The sequence below is a fragment of the Corynebacterium pyruviciproducens ATCC BAA-1742 genome (genome assembly GCF_000411375.1).
Classification (GTDB): Bacteria; Actinomycetota; Actinomycetes; order Mycobacteriales; family Mycobacteriaceae; genus Corynebacterium; species Corynebacterium pyruviciproducens.
The window spans coordinates 246,062-265,838 of record NZ_KE150446.1 but is presented as its reverse complement, the minus strand read 5'-3'; the positions used below and the strand labels follow the sequence as shown (position 1 = coordinate 265,838).

Annotated in this window: 12 protein-coding genes; 10 read left to right on the top strand and 2 right to left on the bottom strand. The window is 60.4% G+C overall.

Annotated elements, in window-relative coordinates:
- Nucleotides 1-359: 359 nt before the first annotated feature.
- The 6 genes from HMPREF1219_RS01280 to pth all read left to right on the top strand — a co-directional run bounded on the left by HMPREF1219_RS01280 (nt 360) and on the right by pth (nt 13,067).
- Nucleotides 360-1,178, top strand: a complete 819-nt coding sequence (locus HMPREF1219_RS01280) for a shikimate 5-dehydrogenase (RefSeq protein ID WP_040426724.1) — start codon at nt 360-362, stop codon at nt 1,176-1,178.
- 398 nt (nt 1,179-1,576) lie between these two features.
- Nucleotides 1,577-2,443 carry a hypothetical protein gene (locus tag HMPREF1219_RS01275; RefSeq protein ID WP_016457196.1) on the top strand — a complete coding sequence of 289 codons (867 nt, stop codon included), beginning with the start codon at nt 1,577-1,579 and terminating at the stop codon, nt 2,441-2,443.
- A 406-nt stretch (nt 2,444-2,849) separates the two neighbouring features.
- Nucleotides 2,850-6,665: an ABC transporter ATP-binding protein gene (locus HMPREF1219_RS01270; protein ID WP_016457195.1), complete on the top strand. Its 3,816-nt coding sequence runs from the start codon at nt 2,850-2,852 to the stop codon at nt 6,663-6,665.
- Nucleotides 6,666-7,299: 634 nt separating this feature from the next.
- The gene (locus HMPREF1219_RS01265; protein WP_016457194.1) at nt 7,300-11,079 is read left to right on the top strand and encodes a multifunctional oxoglutarate decarboxylase/oxoglutarate dehydrogenase thiamine pyrophosphate-binding subunit/dihydrolipoyllysine-residue succinyltransferase subunit; all 3,780 of its coding nucleotides are present in this window, start codon (nt 7,300-7,302) and stop codon (nt 11,077-11,079) included.
- 324 nt (nt 11,080-11,403) lie between these two features.
- On the top strand, nt 11,404-12,408 hold the full coding sequence (gene pip / locus HMPREF1219_RS01260; RefSeq protein WP_016457193.1) for a prolyl aminopeptidase: 1,005 nt from the start codon (nt 11,404-11,406) through the stop codon (nt 12,406-12,408).
- Between the two features lie 98 nt (nt 12,409-12,506).
- Complete coding sequence (pth, locus tag HMPREF1219_RS01255) at nt 12,507-13,067, top strand: aminoacyl-tRNA hydrolase (protein ID WP_016457192.1); 561 nt, start codon at nt 12,507-12,509, stop codon at nt 13,065-13,067.
- Nucleotides 13,068-13,257: 190 nt separating this feature from the next.
- Here pth and HMPREF1219_RS01250 read toward each other — a convergent pair whose 3' ends face one another.
- Nucleotides 13,258-13,962: a hypothetical protein gene (locus tag HMPREF1219_RS01250; RefSeq protein ID WP_016457191.1), complete on the bottom strand. Its 705-nt coding sequence runs from the start codon at nt 13,960-13,962 to the stop codon at nt 13,258-13,260.
- Between the two features lie 206 nt (nt 13,963-14,168).
- Between HMPREF1219_RS01250 and corA the strand changes: the two genes are divergently transcribed.
- On the top strand, nt 14,169-15,203 hold the full coding sequence (gene corA, locus HMPREF1219_RS01245; protein ID WP_016457190.1) for a magnesium/cobalt transporter CorA: 1,035 nt from the start codon (nt 14,169-14,171) through the stop codon (nt 15,201-15,203).
- A gap of 160 nt (nt 15,204-15,363) precedes the next feature.
- Here corA and HMPREF1219_RS01240 read toward each other — a convergent pair whose 3' ends face one another.
- A complete protein-coding gene (locus HMPREF1219_RS01240) occupies nt 15,364-15,978 on the bottom strand; it encodes a general stress protein (protein WP_016457189.1) in 615 nt (204 codons plus the stop codon).
- A gap of 318 nt (nt 15,979-16,296) precedes the next feature.
- Here HMPREF1219_RS01240 and HMPREF1219_RS01235 point away from each other — a divergent pair, with 318 nt between their 5' ends.
- The 3 genes from HMPREF1219_RS01235 to HMPREF1219_RS01225 all read left to right on the top strand — a co-directional run bounded on the left by HMPREF1219_RS01235 (nt 16,297) and on the right by HMPREF1219_RS01225 (nt 19,709).
- Nucleotides 16,297-17,673, top strand: a complete 1,377-nt coding sequence (locus HMPREF1219_RS01235) for a magnesium transporter MgtE N-terminal domain-containing protein (protein WP_211212595.1) — start codon at nt 16,297-16,299, stop codon at nt 17,671-17,673.
- 2 nt (nt 17,674-17,675) lie between these two features.
- Entirely contained in the window at nt 17,676-18,269 is a 594-nt protein-coding gene (locus HMPREF1219_RS01230) for a DUF1003 domain-containing protein (RefSeq protein WP_016457187.1), read from the top strand.
- 315 nt (nt 18,270-18,584) lie between these two features.
- Entirely contained in the window at nt 18,585-19,709 is a 1,125-nt protein-coding gene (locus tag HMPREF1219_RS01225; protein WP_016457186.1) for an Mrp/NBP35 family ATP-binding protein, read from the top strand.
- The last annotated feature ends 68 nt before the right edge of the window (nt 19,710-19,777 follow it).

Sequence of the window (19,777 nt, the reverse complement as noted above, 5' to 3'; positions counted from 1 at the left end):
CGAGTTGTTCCGCTCATGCGTCACGTGCTTTCGCCACATGCTGTGGCGGAGACACAGCTTTTCGCGTTCTGGTCTCTGCGCCCCAGTCAGCTCTCTGCGTTCCAGTCTACTGTGCGGGTACCGGGCTAACCGTCGGTTTCGCCTACTCTCCGCAGTGTTGCCCAGTCTGTGTACTTCCGGATTCCTGTGGTCCCCAAACTCCGCACTTCCCACCGGTATGAGAGATCGCTTCGCATCTGTGTGGCGAAAGCCTAGGAATGGCGTTGTACTCGAACTTCTGGCACGGCGCTCTTTGTGGTTTCGCTCGCAATCGCGATATTCGTCACCTATTTTTCGCGCAATTCTCTACAGTGGAAGCCATGGTAAGCATCGTTGATAATGAGACCACACTATGTATCTCTCTCGCCGCCCGCCCCTCCAACCACGGCGTGCGGTTCCACAACTACCTGTACGCAAAGTACGGTCTCAATTTTCTCTACAAGGCCGTCGCCCCGCGAGACATCGAGGATGCCGTCGCAGGTATCCGTGGACTCGATATTCGGGGAGCCGGAGTATCCATGCCCTACAAGCAGGCGGTAATTCCGCTTCTTGATTCGGTGGATCACTCTGCCGAACGAATCGGCGCCGTCAATACCATTGTCAACGATGACGGTGTGCTCACTGGGTACAACACGGATTACATCGCAGTCGCGCAGCTGGTGAAAGATCACCAGCTCGCGCCCAACTCGCACGTGGCTCTGCGTGGAAGCGGTGGCATGGCAAACGCTGTGGTGGCAGCGCTCACTGATTCTGGTTTTACCGGAATCATCGTCGCCAGGAACCCCGAGACGGGCCCCGCCCTTGCGCAAGCGTACGGGTGGGAATACTCGAAAGATGTGCCCGCCGACGCGGAGATGCTCGTCAACGTCACACCAATTGGTATGAAGGGCCCAAACGAAGACGATCTTTCGTTCTCCCCACAAGAGGTGGAGAGGGCACAGATCATCTTCGATTGCGTGGCGTATCCTGTTGAAACTCCGCTGATTCAGGCAGCCCGACAGGCCGGCAAGAGCATTCTCACCGGCGGCGAAATCATTGCGCTGCAAGCAGCAGAGCAGTTTGAAAAGTACACCGGAGTTCGCCCCACGGCAGCCGATGTGGAGGAAGCCGAGGAATACACACGCAATCCGGATAAGTAGCGAACGATCCTTTCCCACAGCGCCGCCTGCCCGATGCTCGCTTGCGTCCCCGTCGTCCAGGGGTGTCTTTGTAATCCAGGAATTTTTTGCGCTCTCGCACGTTGTAAGGAGAGCACGCTACGGTACTCGATTCGTTGAGCAACGTAGCTTGGGTGAAGCCAGTAAGTATCGGACGAGGGCTGCGGGAAATCCTGACCCGCCTTAGCCGAAGGATTCGTTCTGGTGCAAGGGACAATGAAGCAGACTCTTCAAGCAGATGCCCCGCGTGAGGTACCGTCGATAGAAGAGCAAATGGACGAGGGCACAGTGGTGACTGCATGGGCGCTCAAGAATAAAGGCTCGCCGTAGCAGCCCCGATATGAGGCCAACGAAATAGAAATAGGCAGGAAATAATCAAGATGGGTGCAAGTAATCCAGTGAGCAATTTCTTTTCCAAGGACGACAAAGTCCACGCGAAGGATGGCTCTCGTACCGAAGAGCCGCTCACTCACGCTCCGACAGATCCGAAGGAACTGGAATCGCGTGCTCGCGGCGTAGGAAAGATCGTCGTCTCGGCTTTGGACAAGGCTGTGCAGATTCAGTCCGGCGCGATCACCAAGTATGTCTCCTGGATGAAGAAAAAGAACCCCACCGCTACCCCGGCGGAGCTCCAGCTTGAACTGGACAAGCACTTCAAGAGGGTGGCAACAGCCACGGGTGCAAGCTCGGGGGCTGCGGCCAGTATCCCGGGGATTGGCATGATTTCCGGTGCCGCCGCCGTGAGCGCGGATTCACTGGTATTCCTCGATGCCGCTGCTTTTTACACCATGGCGAGCGCCTTGATCCGGGGCGCCGATATCACCGACCCTGAAAAGCGTCGCAGCCTCATTCTGTTGGTCCTCGCGGGATCGTCTGGAACCGCCATCGTGGACACCCTCCTCGGTGACCTCACGGAAGAAAACGGTGCCTCTACCGCTGCGCTCCTCACCCGTTTTTCGGCACCGAAGCTCAGCGAGATGAACGAGCGACTGGTGAAAACGGCAATGAAGTCCATGAATAAGCGTCTGCGGCGCGCCTGGCTGGGCAAGCTCATGCCGTTGGGGATCGGCGCGGTGCTTGGCTCGGTAGCTAACCGCAAACTTGCGGATAACGTTGTTGAAAGCGCCCGGAACTCCCTCGGGTCCCTCCCACAATCGTTTGCGGATATCGACCCCATCATTGATGGCGAGGTGATTTCGGAATCCGTCGTCGAGGAAAACGCGGACAGCAACACCCCAAATCGCTAGTCAAAACGTGTGACCAGCGTCCTGGATAGCAGGCAGTGGACAGTGGTCTAGACCCCGTCCACGGGCGACAGCGTATTCCCGCCGAATACCTGCTGGGCCCGCCCTCATGAGGTTGGTCACCGTCTGCCCTCATTTGTTTCTTTTCTCTACGCATTCCCCACGCTTACATCCACCGGACTCCACTCGGTTTGCCTCTGGTCACGGTGCCGCGCGTAACCACGTACTTCACGTAAGCAGCACACCCACAGCAAGCTCTCTGGTGACCGCACCCCATCGTCTTGCGGTTTGCACACGCAGCCTGATACCCGTTTATGCAGGTAGAATAGAAGTTCCCTACTGAAAGGTGACTTTCCCGTTGACAGAAAAGAATTCTCAACCGCGACGGATTAGGCAGCTTTTTGCCACCATGTGGCAGCGTCCGTGGGTCGCCCTCGCGGCGTTTGCCTCCGCCGTCATCACTGTCGCAATCGAGACTGTCATCCCGCTGTTCACCCGAGATGCCGTCGATGTGGCCACGGGAGAGACTACCTCCTCACTGGCGACGAAGTTGATACCCGGCGCAGCCCCCATCACGGCGATCATCATTATGCTGCTCGCGTGCGCAGCCGTCCGCTTCGTGTTCCAGGGCGGACGCAGGTTGTCCGCCGGGTTCCTCGCACATGACACGCAGCACAGGATGCGCGTTGCGGTGTTAGACGCACTCCAGAACCTCGACGGGAGGAAACAGGACTCTATCCGCACAGGCCAGGTTGTCTCGCGGACGATCTCGGACCTCACCATGGTGCAGGCCCTCCTTGCCATGTTCCCCATGGCATTTGGCAACCTTGCCAAACTGTTCTTCACCCTCGCGGTGATGCTCGTCATCTCACCCCTGCTCACCGTCATCGCGCTGGTCAGCGTGCCCGTCCTCGTGTGGATCACGGCGCACTCGCGCTCCGCAGTGTTCGCCGCCACGTGGTCTGCGCAGCAAAAGGCCGCCGACCTCGCCGAACATGTGGAGGAGACCGTCACAGGAGTGCGGGTGGTCAAGGCGTTCGCGGGAGAAGAACGCGAAACCGATGAGCTGGAGCGGCGCGGCAAGGAGCTGTACGCCCACCGGATGCGCAACGCTTTTGTCAGCGCCCGCTACATGCCGGCTCTGGAGCAGGTGCCTCAAATCGCTCTCATCCTCAACATCGTCCTGGGTGGATTTATGGCGATGTCGGGCTCGATCACCATCGGCACCTTTGTCGCCTTCACCACCTACCTGTCAGCGTTGACCATGCTCACCCGCAGCCTGGCCAACATGGTTTTGAGGCTGTCCATGGGGCTTGCATCCATTGACCGGATATACGAGGTCATCGATCTCGTCCCGGATCTGGACGAGCCCGCCCAACCGGTGGATATTCCCGCGGGCCCCTTGGGGTTGCGGGCCGAGCACGTCACGTTTTCCAACCCAGACCGCGAGGTGCTCTCCGGCTTCAGTCTCGATGTCAAGCCAGGAGAAACGGTTGCGTTGGTGGGGCCACCCGGCGCGGGCAAGACAATGTTTGTCCAGCTGGCGTCCAAGTTCTACGCCCCGGCTTCTGGGGCCTTGCAGCTCACGTACCCACGCGCTGATGGCACCGGACAGCTGGACACGCTAGATTTCTCCTCTGTCCATTCGAAGGCCCTCCGCAACCGCGTGACCACGGTTTTTGACGATCCGTTCTTGTATTCCGCGTCGATTCGCCAGAACATCGCCATGGGTGGTGACTATTCCGACGAGGCGGTGGAGGATGCCGCCCGCGCGGCCCAGGCGCACGAGTTCATCATGGAGCTCGAGAATGGCTACGACGAGGTGGTGGGCGAACGTGGGCTAACGCTTTCGGGCGGCCAGCGCCAGCGCATCGCGCTGGCTCGCGCTCTGCTTTCCCGACCGTCTATTTTGCTTCTCGACGATGCCACCTCAGCCATCGATGCGTCCACGGAGGAGGATATTTACTCCGCCCTCAAAGATCTAGGGGATGTCACCATCATCGCGGTGGCCCACCGCTCCTCCACCATCGACCTAGCCAATCGTGTGGCGCTGGTGGAAGACGGCGCAGTGACCGCCATAGGAACGCCCAGTGAAATGGCGCGGCACCCTCGCTACGCGGAACTCATGGATCAGGAGAACGCGCCCGAGCCTGAATCAGAGGGTGACCCGCTGTGTGTTGACTGCGACGATTCGGATATGCCGACGCTGGAGGAGCTGTGGCCGTCGGATGATGTTCCAGCCTCTCCGGTCGGTGGTGAGGCTGGTAGCAATGGTTCCGGCGGGCGTTCGGCACGGACCCGCTCGTCGTCTTCCGGAATGAACGCGATGCGACGCGGCGGTGGCATGAGGATGGGTGGCCCAGGCGGCGCCATGGCAGCGCTCGCCCCGGCGTCTCCTGAACTTCTTGCTCAGGTGGATGCACTTCCCCCTGCGAAAGAAGACCCGACGGTGGATTCCGCCGAGGCCCGGAAGGAACAGGATGGCCTCCAACTCAAGCCGCTGTTCCGCTCCGCTCGTTGGCTCATCATCGGCGTCATCTTCTTGCTGCTCGTGTCCGTCGCGGCCGACCTCATCTTCCCGCACCTCGTGCGCGTTGCTATCGATGGCGGCATCGTTGCTCAGGACGCCAGCCGGTTGTACGCGATCGCCGTCGTCGGACTCGTCGTCATCGCTGTCGCATGGGCTGCCGGCTACTTCCGGCAAATTCTCACCGCTCGCACCGGTGAGCGGATGCTTTATACTCTTCGGCTGCGCAGCTACGCGCACCTGCAGAGGCTGTCGATGGACTTCTTCGAGCGAACCCAATCAGGCAAGATTATGACGCGCATGACTACCGACATCGATGCGCTCAGCTCCTTCCTGCAGACCGGTCTGGCCCAGGGCGTTGTCGCGTTGACCACCTTGGTGGGCATCATCGCGATGCTTGTAGCAACCGATGCCTCACTGTCGCTGGTCATGGTTGTTGTCATCCCCATCATCGTGCTCGCAACGCTCGTGTTTAGGTCGGTTTCCGCGCGCCTGTACGGCGTGGCCCGGAATCAAATCTCCGAGGTCAATGCGCAGTTCCAAGAGTCGATCAACGGCCTGCGTACCGCACAGATGCACCGCATGGAGGAGTACTCCCTCGACACGTTCACCGCGGCCTCCCGCGCCTACCGGCAGACTCGGATTAAGGCCCAGTTCGCAGTGGCGACGTACTTCCCCGGCATCGCTTTCGTGTACGAGGCAACCCAGGCGGCTGTGCTGTTCTTCGGAGCCCATGCGGTCCTCACGGGACGGCTCACGGCCGGCGTTCTCGTGGCGTTCCTCATGTACATGGGACTGCTGTTCGGTCCGATCCAGGAGCTATCGATGCTTTTCGACGGCTACCAGCAGGCCAAGGTGAGCTTCGGACGGATCCGTGAACTGCTTTCCACCAAACCAACGGTGGAAGACAACGGAACCCGCTCGAGTGCAGAAGTAGCCCAGGCGGCAACGGGGGCTCTCGAACTGGATGATGTCGACTTCGGCTATTCTTCGTCGACAAGCCTCGTCGCCGAGAACCTCACCGTGAGGATCGAGCCGGGCACAACCGTCGCAGTGGTGGGGACAACTGGTGCCGGCAAGTCGACCATGGTGAAGCTCCTTGTGCGCTTCTACAACCCAGTTGCGGGCACGGTTTCCGCCGGCGGCACCGATATTCAGGAGTTCCCGCTGAGGACCTGGCGTTCCAACATCGGGTTCGTCCCCCAGGAGGCGCACCTGTTTTCCGGCACGATTGCGGATAACATCGCCTACGGAAAGCCCGATGCCACCAGGGAAGAGATCACCGCCACCGCCCGCCGCGTTGGGGCATTGACCGCGATTGCCTCTATTCCCGGGGGATTCACTCACGAGATTGGTGAGCGCGGGCTCGGGTTGAGTTCTGGCCAGCGTCAGCTCATCGCTCTCGCCCGGGCGGAGATGCTCAAGCCACCGATCATGTTGCTTGACGAGGCGACCGCGACGTTAGACCCGGCCACGGAGGCGGCGTTCTTGCAGGCCTCTGACCGTGTGACGCGGGGCCGTACGTCCATCGTCGTCGCCCACCGCCTCGCCACCGCCGAGCACGCGGACCGCATCCTCGTGGTGGACAAGGGTGCCATCGTGGAAGACGGCACACACGAGGACCTGGTAGCCGCCGGTGGCCTGTATGCCCGCATGTGGCAGGCGCAAACGCACGACGCGGAGCCCAGCGCTTCCTAACCCCCGGCCAAAGGTGCACCTTTGGCAGAGTAGGCGCCTTTGGCCGAGTATGCGCCCTTGCAGAGTGTGCGCCTTTGACTGGGAGCGAGCGTCTCTGGCAGAGTGCTCGCCTCGGCCGTAAGCGAGAGCTCTGCCGAGTGCGCGCCTGCCACAGCGATGGGTACGACCACTCATCTCTGATGTCGCACTGACTCAAAGCCCACAAATGTGACGTGTACTACCGGCGGGGCTAAAAGGAGCGATCGGTTACGAAACGCGCCCGAAAGATAGGCAAAAGCTACCTTTCATTCCACCGGGTTTGACTTTGTCGCTGGCCCCGCACTCTTGCGCAAAACCACATGACAACCACCCAATTCACCGGGTCCCGGGGGCATCGCAGGGGTACCTCAAGGCACACTAATCCCCTCCAGAGCGCAGCTTGGGCCTGCCCCGCCTGCACCTGGTAAGCCCCCGTTTGCGGGTTCAGACGGGTTTAAAAAACGGGTGAGAACTGACACAATAATAGGTGCACTCATGTCTGTACTTTTTCTGCGGATCGATCCGCCGACGGAGATTGCGCAGTGCCATTACACTTGGTTAGAAGTACGACATGAAAATTTATCCGCTAGACAAATGAGGCGAGGTTTCTACAGCCGTGACAACCCAAGACTTCGGTGCAAATCAATGGCTAGTCGATGAAACGTACCAGCAGTTTAAGAAGGACCCCTCGTCGGTTGACGACGAGTGGAAGGCCTATTTCTCTAAGGGGGGCACCCCTGAGGCTGGACTCACCGATACCACTTCCGCACCCGCCACTAAGAAGGCTCCCACAACGAAGCGGGACCCCCAGCCCCGGGACGAGGAGCAAGCTTCCAACCCCGACGAGGCCAAGTCTGGGCTAGGAATGACGGAGCAAGAGGACCACGATCAGGTCGCCGAGCACGCTTTCGACTCAGCACCTGAAATCAAGCGCCTCAGCGACGCAGAAGAAGAGCTGTGGAAGAAGAAGCTCGAGCACTCACCTCTCAGCAAGATCGCTGACAAGCCCGAGCCCGGCGAGCAGGTGATGAAGGGCATCGCCAAGGCTACCGCCAAGAATATGGACATCTCCCTCGAGGTCCCCACCGCGACGTCGGTGAAGGACATGCCCGCCAAGTTGATGTTCGAGAACCGCTCGATCATCAACGCCCACCTCAAGCGGACCCGTGGCGGCAAGATCTCCTTCACTCACATCATCGGCTGGGCGATTGTCAAGGCTGTTCAGATCCACCCGGCAATGAACGTCAGCTACGAGGAGAAGGACGGGAAGCGTTACTTCGTCACCCCTGAGCACATCAATTTGGGTCTCGCCGTTGACACGACGCAGAAGAACGGCGACCGTGCACTCGTCGTCGCCGCGATCAAGGAATGCGAGAAGCTGAGCTTTGCGGAGTTCGTGGAAAAGTACGAGGACATCGTGGCACGTTCCCGCACAGGCGAGCTCGGACTGGACGATTTCCAGGGCGTCACCATTTCGCTGACCAACCCGGGCGGAATCGGTACCCGCCACTCCGTCCCCCGCCTGACCAAGGGCCAGGGCGCCATCATCGGTGTCGGCGCGATGGACTACCCCGCAGAATTCCAGGGCGCGTCCACCGACCGTCTCGCGGAGATGGGCGTGGGCAAGCTCGTTACTATCACCTCTACGTACGACCACCGCGTCATCCAGGGTGCTGAGTCCGGCGAGTTCCTCACGGACCTGTCCAAGCTGCTTGTCGACGACGCCTTCTGGGACGAGATCTTCCGCGAAATGAAGGTCCCGCATTCCCCGATGCGCTGGGCACAGGATGTGCCGAACACCGGCATTGATAAGAACACTCGCGTCGCCCACCTCATCGAGGCGTACCGCACGCGTGGACACCTCATTGCCGATACCAACCCGCTGCACTACATCCAGCCGGGTGTGTCCGCCCCTGACCACCGCGACCTCGATATCGAGACTCACGGTCTGACCCTGTGGGACTTGGACCGCACGTTCAACGTCGGCGGCTTTGCTGGCAAGGAGCAGATGACGCTGCGCGAGGTGTTGGACAAGCTGTACGCGGCTTACACCCTCAAGGTTGGCTCGGAGTACATGCACATCCTCGACCACGACGAGCGCACCTGGCTCCAGGATCGCATCGAGGGTGGCATCACCCGCCCGTCCCACGCCGAGCAGAAGTACGTGCTGCAAAAGCTCAACGCCGCGGAAGCCTTTGAGAACTTCCTGCAGACCAAGTACATCGGTCAGAAGCGATTCTCCCTCGAGGGTGCTGAATCCCTCATCCCGCTCATGGATGCCGTCATTGACACCGCTGCCGGGCAGGGCCTGGACGAGGCCGTCATCGCAATGCCTCACCGCGGTCGCCTCAACGTTTTGGCCAACATCGTGGGCAAGCCGCTGCGTACCATCTTCAGCGAGTTCGAGGGCAACATGGACCCGGCAGCGCCCGGTGGCTCCGGCGACGTGAAGTACCACCTCGGCGCCGAAGGCGAGCACATCCAGATGTTTGGCGATGGCGAGATCAAGGTCACGCTCGCTGCCAACCCGTCCCACCTCGAGGCCGTCGATCCGGTTCACGAGGGCATCGTCCGCGCCAAGCAGGACGCACTGGACAAGGGCGAGCAGGGCTTCACCGTCATTCCGATCCAGCTTCACGGCGATGCCGCATTTGCCGGCCTCGGCGTGGTGCAGGAGACCCTCAACCTCGCCCAACTGCGTGGCTACACCGTCGGCGGCACCGTTCACATCGTGGTGAACAACCAGATCGGCTTCACCACTACCCCGGACTCCGGCCGCTCCAGCCACTACGCCACTGACCAGGGCAAGGCATACGATTGCCCGGTGTTCCATGTCAACGGCGATGACCCGGAGGCCGTCGTGTGGGTCGGCCAACTGGCCACCGAGTACCGTCGTCGGTTTGGCAAGGACGTGTTCATCGACATGATCTGCTACCGTCGCCGTGGCCACAACGAGGCCGACGATCCCTCGATGACGCAGCCTCGCCTGTACGAGCTCATCGATAATCACGAGTCCGTCCGTACCACCTACACCCGCGACCTCATCGGCCGTGGTGAGCTCACCGACGACGAGGTGGAGAAGGTTGAGCAGGACTTCCACGACCAAATGGAGACCGTGTTCGACGAGGTGAAGGCAAAGGGCAAGGAGAAGGCCAAGGCCCAGGAGGGCATCACCGAATCGCAGAAGCTCGCCCACGGGTTGGATACCTCCATCTCCAAGGAAGAGCTGCTGGCCATCGGCCAGTCCTACGCCAACGTGCCGGAGGACTTCGAGATCCACCAGCGCGTTAAGAGCGTGGCTAAGAAACGCGTCGACTCCGTAGAAAATGGCGGCATCGACTGGGCCTGGGGCGAGCTCATCGCTTTCGGCTCGTTGGCCGGCGAGGGCAAGCTCGTCCGTATCGCCGGTGAGGATACCCGCCGTGGTACCTTCACGCAGCGTCACGCCGTGCTCTTCGATCCGCACACCGGCAAGGAGTTCAGCCCGCTGGATGCCTACGCGCGAAGCCGCGGTAATGGCGGCAAGTTCCTCGCCTACAACTCGTCACTGTCCGAGTACGCGGGCATGGGCTTCGAGTATGGCTACTCCGTGGGCAACCCCGATGCAGTGGTTGCGTGGGAAGGCCAGTTCGGTGACTTTGCCAACGGTGCGCAGACGATCATCGACGAGTACGTGTCCTCCGGCGAGGCCAAGTGGGGACAGTTGTCCAAGGTGATCCTGCTTCTGCCTCACGGCTACGAGGGCCAGGGGCCTGACCACTCCTCCGCGCGTATTGAGCGTTACCTGCAGCTGTGCGCCGAGGGTTCTATGACGCTGGCCCAGCCTTCTGAACCCGCGAACTACTTCCACCTCCTGCGCAGGCACGCGCTTGGTGAAATGCGGCGTCCGCTCATCGTGTTCACGCCGAAGTCGATGCTGCGTAACAAGATGGCCGTGTCCAAGCCGGAGGACTTCACGGACGTGAAGAAGTTCCGCTCGGTGATCAACGATCCTCGGTTCGTTGATGTTGATGGCAACGTCACCGGCGAGGTGGACAAGATCAAGAAGGTCATCCTCTGCTCCGGCAAGGTGTACTGGGATCTGGAGAAGGAGCGCCAGAAGCGAGAGATTGAGGATATCGCCATCATCCGCATTGAGATGCTGCACCCGATCCCCTACAACCGGATCCGTAAGGCCCTCGAGGTGTTCCCCAACTACGAGGAGCTGCGCTACGTTCAGGACGAGCCCGCCAACCAGGGTGCTTGGCCGTTCATGCAGCTGCACCTCCCCGAGCTCATCGAGGATCTGCCCAAGATGCGTCGCATCTCGCGTCGCGCCCAGTCCTCCACGGCTACGGGTGTGGCCAAGGTTCACCAGTTCGAACAGAAGGAGCTTATCGACGAAGCTCTAAGCTAGCGCTGGTCTAACCCAGTCCGGCTGCCCTTAACCACTTACGCCCCCAGCTCTCCCAAGGGTTGGGGGCGTAAGTGTATTCGGGCGAAACCAGGAGGAAGATCACGCCCCGCCCCGGCAAAGAAGCGGAAGGGGCCGGGCGGCGGCGGAAAGGCACCCGCGAAGCCGCAACCAGAATTCTCTTAGATGCCAGCAGGCCGTGCGCTCACAACAAATCACTCATCAAACGCGGGGGCTGTGCCACGACGAGAACCCGCCGAATAGTTGTGCATTCGCGCCGCCAGAAAACTGCCTATACGGCGCCAAGCAAGTGCATATAGTGGAGGTATGTACGAACTCTCCAAGCCCTACGAAGAAGGCCACCTCGACGTTGGCGATGGCCAAAACATCTACTACGCACTTTCTGGAAACCCCGACGGTAAGCCGACCGTGTTTGTCCACGGTGGCCCCGGTGGCGGTGCCCCATTGGAAGACACGTGCTTTTTCAACCCCGAAAAGTACAAGATCATCCGTTTTGATCAGCGTGGCTGTGGCAACTCCACTCCCCGCATCAGCGATCGCGATGTTGACTTGGAGGCAAACCTCGCCGTCAACACAACCCAAAACCTGGTGGCGGACATCGAAAAGCTGCGCGAACACCTGGGAATCGACCGCTGGCTCGTCTTCGGTGGTTCGTGGGGATCCACCCTCTCGCTGGCGTATGCCGAGGCGCACCCGGACCGTGTAACCGAACTCGTACTCCGGGGAATCTTCCTTCTCCGCCGTACTGAGCTGGACTTCTACTACAACGGGGGCGCTGCCCACATCTTCCCCGACAAGTGGGAGAGCTACCTCGCACCCATTCCGGAGGACAAGAAACCGCCGCGGGGCGACATTCACGGTCGTACCCACCTCGAAGGCGTGGATCTCATCGCCGAATTCCACAAACTTCTCATGGGTGACGATTACGACAAGGCTCTTGAGGCCGCGATCGCCTGGTCAACGTGGGAGGGCGCAACAAGCCATCTGTATGTGCCGGACGAGCCCGATTACTCCGAGCCCGAGTACGCTCTCACCTTCGCCCGCATTGAGAATCACTACTTCTACAACGGCGCATTCATGGAGGACGGCGAGCTCATCAAGCAGGAGAACATTGACAAGATTCGCCATATCCCGGCGACGATCGTCCAGGGCCGCTACGATGTTGTCTGCCCCGCGATCTCCGCGTGGCAGCTCCATCAGGCGTGGCCCGAGGCCGATTTCCACCTGTCCCCTGCTTCCGGGCACGCATCCCGCGAGGAGGAAAACGTCGCGGCGCTCGTAGCTGCTACCGACAAGTACGCCGAACAATAACCGCCGGAGCACCGTGTGGCCTCGCCCGACGGCGGGACCCATGGTCTCGCCCCACGGCGGGACCCACTGATTGCCAACGGAGTATAGGCTGGTCTGTTATGAGCACTACCTACCTTGTCGTTGGCTTGGGAAACCCCGGATCGCGCTACGAATTGACCCGCCACAACATCGGTTTCATGGCAGCTGATGATGTTGCAGCTGAGCTAGCGCCGGCCTACGCAGGTGGCACGTCGTGGAAGGTAGTATCTAAGCTGCGCGCCAGCATCGCGGAGGAAAATAGTGGCGGAGCCAAGGTAGTCATTGCCAAACCGCAGACGATGATGAACCTGTCCGGCGAAGCGGTGAGTCTTATCACCCGCTTCTTTTCCATCCCACCCTCCCATGTCATCGTTCTCCACGACGAGCTTGAGCGTGGCTTTGGCACGGTTGAGCTGAAGACCGGCGGCGGTTTCGGTGGCCACAACGGATTGAAGTCCATTGCCAAGCACCTTGGCACACCCGACTTCGCACGCGTGAGGATCGGGATTGGCAGGCCCCCGGGGCGCATGAAGCCCGCCGATTTCGTGTTGCAGAAGTTCTCCGCCAAGCAGGCCGAGGAACTGCCCTTTCTGTGCTCCGATGCGACGCGGGAGGTCCTCTCCTGGATCCAGGCGCACTAGCGTCCGGCACAACGTCGACAAGCCCCTCACAAGCCCGGGCGACAGAAGAACCAACGGTGACTAAGAGCGTCGTTGAGCGTCGCGGGCGTCGAGTAGCATCGCGCCCATCGTAAACGTTGGGACCATCGTAGACGTTGGGACCATCGTAAACGTTGGGACCCCAACGTGGGGCGCCGGAACCCTGAGGGGATTACAGGTCGTTGGCGCGGAGGAAATCCTTCACCACGATGGACAGGTTTGCGTCCTCCGCGGCCTTCTGCGTCAACTTCTGCACATCCTCGGTGGAGATGCTGCCCGAAACTTGGTTGAGGGTGAGGCGCTCGGAACGATCAAACATCGCGGCCCGGAAAACAGGAACAATATTCTGCGGAAGCGGCGGATCGTTGACATCCTCGCAGCCTATGGCACTCGACGGGTTACCAGCAGTTGCGTGTTCCGGGAGGTTCGCCACCATCGCCTTGTACACACGCTCACGCCACTCGCCACTATTCTTATCCACTTTTCCGGCGGCCTCGTCCGCCACATACTCCTGCGACAAACGCTCAGCCTCATCCGGATTAAGGGAGGTAAGCAGCTCACCCATGCACCCGAAGATGAGGTCGGCCTTGTGCTCGGAAATGAGCCGGACACGATCCGAGTTCTCGTTCATCCGCTCCGATTGATACAGGGCAGGAACGTGCGCCCGGTTCATGGCCTCCTCGTAAAGTCCACCGAGCATCACCTGCTGCGGCCGGTCCTTATCCACAATGACGGTGACCGGATCGTTGGAACGGCCATTGAGGTAGGAGTGAGGTTCTTCCGCGCAGCCCGTCACCGTGGCGCAAAGAGAAACCACGACGAAAGCATGGACCGCCCTCCGCCCGGAACCAGGCAGCAGCCCCTTGAAGCGCTTCATCACGGCAAACCTCTTACTTCCGGCCCACGTCAGCTGCGGGGACACATCTTTTGGAAAAACTAACTAGCTTTCTCACATCTTACATTGGACCCGCCACACCAACCGAGTTCCCTCCGCGCCCGCGAGAGGGTAGTTTGTAATTCGGTTGGCACGAGCCAGCGAAAACTTTTAAAAAAATCGGCCAATCATTTGCAAAGGGGTGTCACGTGAGCGAGCAGCGCAGCAGGATTCATGTTCCGGTAGAAAGGGCCATCGAACGCTGTACCGTGTACAGAAACGGTCACGCGATGCCCGGCCGGTTCAACCACAAGGAAGCACTCGAGGAAGTGCGCAGGAGCGGCGAGGGGTACGTGTGGGTATCGCTCAACGCCCCCGACGAGCGGCAGATGCTGTCGCTATCTGAAACTTTTGGTGTCCACGACCTGATCGTGGAAGACGCCGTGTACGCCAGGCAGCGCCCGAAAGTAGAGCGCTACGAGGACCAGCTCTTCATGGTCATTCGCAGCATCGAATACCAGGGCATCGACGAGGTGGTGGACACCCGAGAGGTCATTTCCACCGGCGAAATCCAGATGATCATGGGCAAGGACTTCATCATCACCATCCGCCACGCCGCCGCGCACGTTGTGCAGGACCTGCGGCACCGGGTGGAGGAAGACCCAGAGCTCAACGCGCTGGGACCGGCATACATCGCCTGGCTTGTGTCCGACATCCTCGTCGATTCCTACCTCACCATTTCCCACGAATTGTCCACAGAAGTGGACGAACTGGAGGAGACGGTGTTCACGCCGAACAACTCGTTCGACATCGAGGATATTTACACCCTCAAACGTGAGATTTTGGAAATGCGCCACGCGATCGACCCGCTGGCCCCCGCACTGAAGTCGCTCATCCACCGTCAGAAGGATCTGCTCCCAGAAGAGCTGGTCTCCTACTACCGCGATGTAATGGACCACGAGCTCGTAGCGATGGACCTCACCTCCTCCTACGATGAACGCCTCAGCTCCCTCATCAACGCCGCTGTGGCGAAGGTACAGACGCAGCAAAACGCCGATATGCGTAAGATTTCCGCAGTGTTCGGCTTGTTAGCTATCCCCACCGCGATCGCCGGCATTTACGGCATGAACTTTGATGTGATGCCGGAGCTGCATTGGGAATACGGCTACCCCGCCGTCCTCATCGTGATGCTGCTCACCATCATCATCGTGTACATCTACCTGCGCAAGAACAAGTGGCTCTAGCCACAGGTCGGTTTCCGCTGCCCCGGCGAAAACCCTCCTTTTAGAGGCGACGAGACCCCCGTCACCGTTGTTCGGTGCGGGGTCTCAATTGTGCACGGTGCACACGGTGTGCTCACCGAGGTGGCGCTCGACGCCTATTTACGCCTTGTCTTGCGGAGTGTCAGCCACGTCGTTCTCCGGGGGCAGACTGGGTGGTCTCCCCGGTGGGCGCATTGGTATCGGCTGCGGTCGGTGCAGCCTCGTTCGTGTCTACACCCTCCACAGTGCGCCCTGCGACAGTGCGGGGACGGATCTTTCCGTAGGCCTCCGCGATCAGATCGCGGCCCCTCGGTGCATCCTTCTCGCTGCACAAGACGTCGTAGCGGTTGGCTACGATCGCCGTGGTGGACGTAAAGTCCCGCTTGCCCCCGGAGGCACCGTACGCAATCGCCGCGAACACCATGCCAAAGACAACACCCATGAGCAGGCCGGAAATGATGGGGGCAAAGAATCCCGGGGAGAAGAATCCCAGCAGGAGGCCGATGAACAGGCCCATCCACGCACCGGAAGCTGCACCAGCACCAAGGACCTTGCCCCAGGTCAAACGGCCATGGACGTTCTCAACCTGCATGAGGTCGACACCGACGATGGTCAGCTCCTCGACGGGGAACTCCTTGTCCGAAAGCATGTCGACGGCGGCCTGGGCCTCAGCGTAGGTTTTAAAGCTTCCCACGGGCCAGCCGGTGGGAGGGGTGGGCAACGAGGCGCGTTGGTAGCTGCTTTGATTAACTGCCATGAAGAGTCCTTTCATAAGTTCCTTTACTATCGGTCAACAAACCAGATAGAGTTCTTATTCCATCCCTGTTCATTGACATGCACAGATCCATCTGTGTCCATCTGCGGCAGAACCAATTAGACATATTCCGCAATACCGATGCATACTCCGCGCCCATTTTCTGTACCGTGCCTTTACGCTTCTTTACTTCGCCTTTACGCTTGAGCAACTCTTACTGCCGTACGTTTCCGCCTGTTTCGCTAGGGCCCGGTGCCGTACGGACGAGGCGCTATTACCTGCCCTTTTCGTTTCTCGCGCCCGCCCCGTAAACTTGGTCTCATGACTTCTTCAACCCGGGTTTACGCTGGCAGGTTGTCTGGCATGGTGGTGCGTGACCCCGATGCAGACAGCGTGGGACGCGTGCGCGATGTCGTGCTCATGATCCGCCCCGAGGGGCAAGATTCACGGGCACTGGGCCTCGTTGTGGAGATGGTGAACAAACGACGAATATTCGTCCCCATGCTTCGCATCGGGGAAATCACTCCCCAAGACATCATCCTCGTGACGGGCTCCGTCTCAATCCGGGCATACAAATCACGCGCGGGCGAAACCACCGTGTGGGATGACCTCATCGGATCGAAGGTATCCGTGGACGATCCGGACTTTCCACAGCTCCACGGAAAGCCAGTGGAAATCGCTGACGTTGAGCTCGAACGGACGCGCACCCGCGACTGGATCGTATCCTCAGTTGCGGTGTTTTCCAAGCGCCCCAAGTTCGGCCGCCGCCCCACCCTCACAACAATCCCCTGGAACTACGTCCATGGCGTCTCAGCATCCGGGCTGGGGCCGCACGATGAAACGGCAGAACACATCGCCGAGCTCGACGATCTCCGCCCTGCCGATGCCGCGCAGGTATTTAGCGACCTGCCCGCCCAGGAGCAACGAGACGTGGCCGAAGCGCTCAACGACGAACGCCTCGCCGATATTCTGCAGGAAATGTCCGAGGACGATCAGGCAGAGCTCATCGAGGCTCTCGACCTGGAGCGAGCCGCCGACATTTTGGAGGAGATGGATCCGGACGATGCCGCCGACCTCCTCGCTGAGCTGGATGACAACACGGCAGATGTGCTCCTGGAACTCATGGACCCCTCCGAATCAGCACCGGTGCGTAGGTTGATGACCTTCTCCCCCGACACGGTTGGTGCCCTCATGACCCCGGAGCCACTGGTGGTGACCCCGCAGACATCGGTGGCAGAGGCTCTTGCCATGGCCCGCAACCCCGACTTGGCCACCAGCCTGTCCTCGCTGCTGTTTGTCGTGCGGCCACCTACAGCCACCCCCACCGGAACGTACTTGGGCTGTGTCCACCTGCAAAAGCTGCTGCGGGAGGCGCCGGCCGCCCTCGTGGCGGGGATCTTGGACCCGGATCTTCCCCCGCTGTATGCCAACGACACGCAGGAGACCGCTGCCCGGTACTTCGCGCTGTACAACCTCGTGTGTGGCCCTGTGCTTGACGAGGGTGGCCACTTGCTGGGAGCCGTCGCCGTGGATGATCTTCTGGATCACATGCTCCCCGAGGCTTGGCGCGAAGGCGGAATCCGACCAAACCCGGCACCGGCCACAGCTAACCCGCAGATGGGCAAGCTCATCACTGAGCGAGCTCGTGAGCTCCTGCAATCCAAAGCCACCCGCAACACGAACAAGGGAGGGAATTAATCGTGGCTGATCTCAACAGCGATGACCTGAACCGCGGCGATCTGGATACGCCCGTTGCCGGCAGACGCAGGCGCTGGTTCCGCATGGACGCCGACGCTGTCGGCGCCGTGGCCGAGAAAGTCGCACGATTCTTCGGAACCGGCGAATACCTCGTGTGGCAGACGATCATCGTGGTCGCCTGGATTGCGCTCAACGTGACAGGGCTCGCCTTTGCCTGGGACCCCTACCCCTTCATCCTCCTCAACCTGGCCTTTTCCACCCAGGCGGCCTATTCCGCCCCGCTCATCTTGCTCGCGCAAAACCGCCAAGAGGTGCGCGATCGCCACAGCCTCCAGGAGGACCGCAGGCGTGCCCAACAGACAAAGGCGGACACCGAGTACCTGGCACGTGAGCTGGCGAGCCTCCGCCTCGCGGTGGGCGAAAGCGTCACCCGTGATTACCTGCGTGACCAGCTGGAAGACCTGCAGAACATCCTCGAGCGCCTCGAGGCGAAAATCGATGACGAATCGGCAGCGCGGCGCTCGGAGCTTTCTTCCCTTCTCACCGATCCCACCCAGGGCGATCTCACCGACGATCCAGGCAACCCACGGGAGTAGATTTCTCGCGCTCCCCCGGGGGCGCAGGGGGAGCGTGGCGACGAGAGCCACGGGCGGCGCGGGTGCCCCACCTCCGTTGGCCACGTTCGGTTCCTGCTCATGCTGAAGGCTCGAGTGAGACCCTCGTGGCGCTGTATGGTGGGCGGTTCGTCCTACTTCGACGGTTTTATCACCGAACCGTACAATGGACACGACACGGAACAACAGCGCGTGGCATGAATGAGCTAATTCTGCCGGGCGGTGCACCACGTGCAGCGCATGGGGTTTATGCCACGCGTAGCACGAAAAACTAGGAAGTGAAAGCTAAATCTTTATATGACATCTATTACTGAAAATGACGTGCTGCAGGCATTGTCAACTGTCATTGATCCAGAGCTCGATCGTTCCCTCACAGAACTCGACATGGTCAAGTCCGTGCGCATCGAGGGGGCCGATGTGTACGTCACGATTCTTCTCACCATCGCGGGATGCCCGCTGCAGGGGACACTCGTGGCCGATTCCATCGCCGCGATCAAGAAAATTCCAGGCGTAGAAAATGCCTACGTGGATACCGAGGCAATGACCGACGAGCAGCGAAAGGAACTGCAGCTCAAGCTCCGTGGCAGCGAGCCGGTCATCCCCTTCGCACAGCCGGATTCCACTACCAGGGTGCTCGCGGTAGCGTCCGGTAAGGGCGGGGTGGGCAAGTCGAGCGTCACCGTTAACCTCGCTACCGCCCTCGCCGCGCGTGGCCTCAACGTGGGTATCCTCGACGCGGACATTTACGGGCACTCCATTCCGCAAATGATGGGCGACCACGACGGTCCGCACCAGGTGGACGAGATGATCATGCCGCCCATCTGCCACGGCGTGAAAATCATCTCCATCGGCCAGTTTGTTAAGGGCAACTCCCCTGTTATCTGGCGTGGCCCCATGCTGCACCGCGCGATTCAGCAATTCCTTACCGATGTGTTCTGGGGCGATCTCGATGTGCTGCTCCTCGATCTTCCGCCCGGAACTGGCGACGTCGCGATCTCTGTTGCACAGCTCATCCCCGGCGCGGAACTGCTCATCGTTACCACACCACAGGCCGCAGCGGCCGAGGTTGCCGAGCGAGCGGGTTCGATCAGCCAACAAACCCGCCAGCGCATCGCCGGTGTCATCGAGAACATGTCGGCTATGGTGATGCCCGATGGCTCGCGGATGGAAATCTTCGGCGCCGGCGGCGGGCAGACTGTAGCAGATAGGCTTTCGCAGATCACAGGGGCGACGATCCCTCTACTGGGCTCTATCCCGCTCGACCCCACCCTTCGCACCGGTGGCGACTCGGGTACTCCCGTTGCGATTGCCCAGCCGGATTCGCCTGCCGGCAAGGAGTTGAACGCGATTGCGGATAAGCTGGTTCAGCGCAAGGATTCCCTGCTGGGGAAGACTCTCGGGCTGGGAGTAACCAGAAAGTAACTAGGTAACCGATACATAAGGAGGGGAGGCCAGCTGGCTTCCCCTCCTTCTTTGTGTATTGCTCAGAC

Excerpts from the sequence above, each read along its gene's own strand:
- HMPREF1219_RS01225 (WP_016457186.1), top strand. The coding sequence starts at position 18,585 with ATGACATCTATTACTGAAAATGACGTGCTGCAGGCATTGTCAACTGTC.
- HMPREF1219_RS01270 (WP_016457195.1), top strand. The coding sequence starts at position 2,850 with ATGTGGCAGCGTCCGTGGGTCGCCCTCGCGGCGTTTGCCTCCGCCGTC.
- HMPREF1219_RS01235 (WP_211212595.1), top strand. The coding sequence starts at position 16,297 with ATGACTTCTTCAACCCGGGTTTACGCTGGCAGGTTGTCTGGCATGGTG.
- pth (WP_016457192.1), top strand. The coding sequence starts at position 12,507 with ATGAGCACTACCTACCTTGTCGTTGGCTTGGGAAACCCCGGATCGCGC.
- pip (WP_016457193.1), top strand. The coding sequence starts at position 11,404 with ATGTACGAACTCTCCAAGCCCTACGAAGAAGGCCACCTCGACGTTGGC.
- HMPREF1219_RS01240 (WP_016457189.1), bottom strand. The coding sequence starts at position 15,978 with ATGGCAGTTAATCAAAGCAGCTACCAACGCGCCTCGTTGCCCACCCCT.
- HMPREF1219_RS01280 (WP_040426724.1), top strand. The coding sequence starts at position 360 with ATGGTAAGCATCGTTGATAATGAGACCACACTATGTATCTCTCTCGCC.
- HMPREF1219_RS01275 (WP_016457196.1), top strand. The coding sequence starts at position 1,577 with ATGGGTGCAAGTAATCCAGTGAGCAATTTCTTTTCCAAGGACGACAAA.
- HMPREF1219_RS01250 (WP_016457191.1), bottom strand. The coding sequence starts at position 13,962 with ATGAAGCGCTTCAAGGGGCTGCTGCCTGGTTCCGGGCGGAGGGCGGTC.